The organism is Streptococcus pseudopneumoniae (assembly GCF_001074975.1).
In the GTDB taxonomy this organism is placed as follows: domain Bacteria; phylum Bacillota; class Bacilli; order Lactobacillales; family Streptococcaceae; genus Streptococcus; species Streptococcus pseudopneumoniae_D.
The window spans coordinates 1-3,934 of sequence record NZ_JUUO01000085.1 but is presented as its reverse complement, the minus strand read 5'-3'; the positions used below and the strand labels follow the sequence as shown (position 1 = coordinate 3,934).

At 41.9% G+C, this 3,934-nt stretch carries 5 protein-coding genes; all 5 read right to left on the bottom strand.

All coding sequences use genetic code 11. The features are described from left to right. Positions 1–108: 108 nt before the first annotated feature. Complete coding sequence (gene rplA / locus ADI86_RS04050) at positions 109–798, bottom strand: 50S ribosomal protein L1 (RefSeq protein ID WP_001085675.1); 690 nt, start codon at positions 796–798, stop codon at positions 109–111. Between the two features lie 207 nt (positions 799–1,005). After that, a complete protein-coding gene (gene rplK, locus ADI86_RS04045; RefSeq protein WP_001085807.1) occupies positions 1,006–1,431 on the bottom strand; it encodes a 50S ribosomal protein L11 in 426 nt (141 codons plus the stop codon). A 122-nt stretch (positions 1,432–1,553) separates the two neighbouring features. Continuing rightward, positions 1,554–2,270, bottom strand: coding sequence for an LD-carboxypeptidase LdcB/DacB (ldcB, locus tag ADI86_RS04040; RefSeq protein WP_049531901.1), 717 nt, complete (start codon positions 2,268–2,270; stop codon positions 1,554–1,556). 3 nt (positions 2,271–2,273) lie between these two features. Continuing rightward, positions 2,274–2,744, bottom strand: a complete 471-nt coding sequence (locus ADI86_RS04035; protein ID WP_049531900.1) for an HIT family protein — start codon at positions 2,742–2,744, stop codon at positions 2,274–2,276. A 1-nt stretch (position 2,745) separates the two neighbouring features. Then, a complete protein-coding gene (locus ADI86_RS04030; protein ID WP_049531899.1) occupies positions 2,746–3,783 on the bottom strand; it encodes a M42 family metallopeptidase in 1,038 nt (345 codons plus the stop codon). Between the last annotated feature and the right edge of the window lie 151 nt (positions 3,784–3,934).

The window sequence follows — 3,934 nt, the reverse complement described above, 5'->3', positions numbered from 1 at the left end:
CCACCAGCATAGCTGGTGGTTTTCTTGTTTTTCTCTACGAGAAAAACTGGCTTGAAGCCATAACAAAAACGAGCACTTTCGTACTCGTTCTATGATATAAACTACTGATTAAAGTGAGTTTACGTCAACTTTGATACCAACACCTTGAGTAGTTGTGATAGTCAAGTTTGTTACGTAAGTTCCTTTAGCTGTAGCTGGTTTTGCTTTTTGGATTGTTTCGTTAAAAGCTTTGAAGTTTTCAACCAATTTTTCAGCTTCAAATGATACTTTACCGATGATTGCTTGAACGTTACCTGCACGGTCAGCACGGTAAGTGATTTTACCACCTTTAGACTCTTCAACTGCTTTAGCAACATCCATAGTTACAGTACCAGTTTTAGGGTTTGGCATCAAGTTACGTGGCCCAAGGACACGTCCAAGACGCCCAACAAGAGCCATCATGTCAGGTGTAGCGATAACTACGTCGAAGTCCAACCAACCGTCGTTGATTTTAGCAACAAGGTCATCTTCACCAACAAAGTCTGCACCAGCAGCTTTTGCTTCTTCAGCTTTTGCACCACGTGCGAAAACAAGAACGCGTGAAGTTTTACCAGTACCGTTTGGCAATACCATTGCTCCACGGATTTGTTGGTCAGCTTTTTTAACGTCGATGTTCAAGTTGTAAGCAACTTCTACAGTTGCGTCAAATTTTGCAAAGTTAGTTTCTTTTGCAAGTGCTACAGCTTCTTCTACGCTGTATGCTTTTGTGCTGTCGATTTTCTCAAGAGCAGCACGAAGTTGTTTGCTTTTTTTAGCCATTTTCTATTCTCCTTGTAAGTGGTTCAATCGATTTTCATCTCCCACGTCACTCCTCGAAATGATGAAGTCTTGCGGGTTTTCAGTCTATTATTTTTCTTTTCCTACGGCCTTAAGTTCCCTCGCTGTACCCAAGTACAAGTATCAGTCACTTGCCTAGTATGAAAAGCAAATAATAGACTGCTGTGAGATTTTCTACTGTGTTATTGATTAGTCAACAACAGTGAATCCCATAGAACGAGCAGTACCTTCGATCATACGCATTGCAGACTCTACGTTTGCTGCGTTCAAATCTGGCATCTTAGTTTCTGCAATTTCTTGTACTTGCGCACGAGTAACTGTAGCAACTTTAGTTTTGTTAGGTGTACCTGATCCTTTTTCAACACCTGCAGCTTTTTTCAAAAGAACAGCAGCTGGTGGTGTTTTAGTGATGAAAGTAAATGATTTATCTTCGTAAACTGAGATAACAACTGGAATGATCATACCAGCTTGGTCAGCTGTACGAGCGTTGAACTCTTTTGTGAATCCCATGATGTTGATACCAGCTTGACCAAGAGCAGGTCCAACCGGTGGAGCTGGTGTAGCTTTACCAGCAGGGATTTGCAATTTTACAAGTTTTTCGACTTTTTTAGCCATTTTTAAATCCTCCTTTGTGGTTTTGGCGGTAATTAGAGATTTTTACCTCCCACAAGTATGCTCTACACATACTCATCTATTATACACTATTTATCTAGAATTGCAAGAGAAAAGTTTATTTTTTAATCTACGTAATCTCCGCCTTCAAATCCATAGTATTCTTCCAGACTAAGACCACTCGCTGCAATTTCTTTTGCTTCTTTTCCGACATAACGAAGGTGCCATTCCTCAGCCATATAGCCTGTTTCCTTTTCCTTACCTTTGAGATAACGGACAACAAAGCCATAATCAGCAGCATGGTCCAAGAGCCATTGTGCCGCCTTCTCTTCTGTCACCAAATCACCATTTGTCCCAATCACATCAAAGGCCAAGCCTGTTTGGTGCTCGCTATAGCCAGGACGGGCAGAGTAACGGTCGGCAGCCGCCTTCCCATCTTGGTTAACATAATCTTGATAAAGCTTGGTCTGAGTTTCATAACTTCTAAAACCACTGTAATGGTCGCTGATTGGGAAACCTGCCTCTTGCATAGCTTTAATCAGTTTGATCAACTCAGCCTTGGCTGTTGGATTTTCCCCTGGATTATAGTCTTTTGACAAAGGATAGTGTTTATTTGCTACGATGATTTCATCGTATTTCCCCTGGATACTGTAGTAGTCCCCTTTATTGACCACTTCTGCTTTTTTCTGGGCAGTTCCTTGAGACTTATTTCCGACTGTTCCATCAGCTTTAGCTGTTTGTTCTGTCTTTGTTGCTCCATCTTCATTTTTGGCTTTTTCTTGTGAACAAGCTGCTAATGTCAAGGCTAGCAAGGCTGTCAAGACAAGGTATCTTTTTTTCATTGTTTATCCTTTCATCTCTATCATCTGGTCCAAAATTTTAGATAAGGTGGCAATCAAGTTTTCTAATTTGCTTCCCTTAACCTGATATTCTTCAGCAATCATTTCTTCCCATGGAACCCACCAAACTGGGCCACGTCCCTTGAGACCGTGACCATTCATGTCACCTGTTCGTCTAGGGAAAATGTGCCAATGAAGGTGGGCATCGCCATTGCCTAGAAGCTCGATATTCATTTTCTCAGCAGCAAAAGCCTTAGCAACTGTCTCTTGGACCACACTCATTTCCTCTAGAAAACGGAGCCTCGTTTCCTTTTCTAAATGATGCAATTCGGTGACATGTTCCTTGGCTAGAAAGAGACTATAGCCTTCAAAATACTGGTGGTCCCCAATCACAAGATAGCCTGTTTCCAACTCTTTGACAAAATAGGGATTTTCTTCCTTCTTGATGAGCTCAATTCTCTGACAAATAAGGCACATATTAGTCCACCAACTCACTCTTGAGATAAGCATCAACCATACGCTCTGTTGCGACTACAGAGTCAATATGAGTGCGTTCATAAGAATGACTAGACTCGATACCCGCACCAAGCAGGGCATGTTTAACCTCTGCACCTGCAGACATGGCTGCTGAAGCATCCGAACCATAAAAAGGATAGATATCCAGCTTAAATGGAATATTTTGGTTTCTCGCCAAAGCAACCAAGTGTTGACGGAAGTCATAGTGATAAGGTCCAGAAGCATCCTTGACACAGATAGATACTGTGTACTCATCTGTCTGCTGGTCATCTCCCATAGCTCCCATATCAACAGCCAGATATTCTACTACCTGAGCAGGAATGTTAGAGTTTGCACCGTGTCCCACTTCTTCAAAGACTGAAAAAGCAAAATGGGTTGTTACTGGCAACTCAATCTTCTCTTCCTTATAAATACGAAGGAGATTGAGCAAAATTGCTGCGCTGACCTTGTCATCCAAATGACGCGACTTGATAAAACCTGTCTCTGTCACGACAGTTCGTGGATCAAAACTGATAAAATCACCGACCTCAATTCCAAGAGCACGAGTTTCTTTTTCATTTGTTACTTTTGCGTCCAAACGCACTTCCATATTGTCCTGCGTGCGTTCTGCAGTTCCTGCATCCTTGTAGACATGGCAAGAAGTTTGGTGGATGAGGACGGTTCCTGATATCTTTTGACCTGTACTAGCTACATGAACAGTACAGTTTTCTCCTTCAATCATGTTCCAAGGGAATCCACCGATACGGTCCATTTTAAGACGGCCGTCTGGTTTGACAGCACGGACAATGGCACCAAGCGTATCCACATGGGCAGTTACATAGCGATGCTCTTCATCATTTTGACCTTTAATGGTCACATTGACACCGCCCTTGGCTGTGCGAACCGGCTGGTAACCAAAACCTTCTAAAGTTTTGACTAAATAGTCCGAAATCTCACGAGTGAAGCCAGTTGGCGACGCAATGGCTGTCAGTTCTTTGATATATTCTACTGTTTGATTCATTTCTTCACCTCTTTTGCTACCTATTATAACACATTTATCATCGGATAAAAAAAGAAAATCACTCCTGTAGACTTGGCTACAAAAGTGATTTTATACTCAATGAAAATCAAAGAGCAAACTAGGAAACTAGCCGCAGGTTGCTCAAAGCACT

Bases quoted from the DNA above. Each gene is read 5' to 3' on its own strand.
- rplK (WP_001085807.1), bottom strand. From the start codon at position 1,431: ATGGCTAAAAAAGTCGAAAAACTTGTAAAATTGCAAATCCCTGCTGGT.
- ldcB (WP_049531901.1), bottom strand. From the start codon at position 2,270: ATGAAAAAAAGATACCTTGTCTTGACAGCCTTGCTAGCCTTGACATTA.
- ADI86_RS04030 (WP_049531899.1), bottom strand. From the start codon at position 3,783: ATGAATCAAACAGTAGAATATATCAAAGAACTGACAGCCATTGCGTCG.
- rplA (WP_001085675.1), bottom strand. From the start codon at position 798: ATGGCTAAAAAAAGCAAACAACTTCGTGCTGCTCTTGAGAAAATCGAC.
- ADI86_RS04035 (WP_049531900.1), bottom strand. From the start codon at position 2,744: ATGTGCCTTATTTGTCAGAGAATTGAGCTCATCAAGAAGGAAGAAAAT.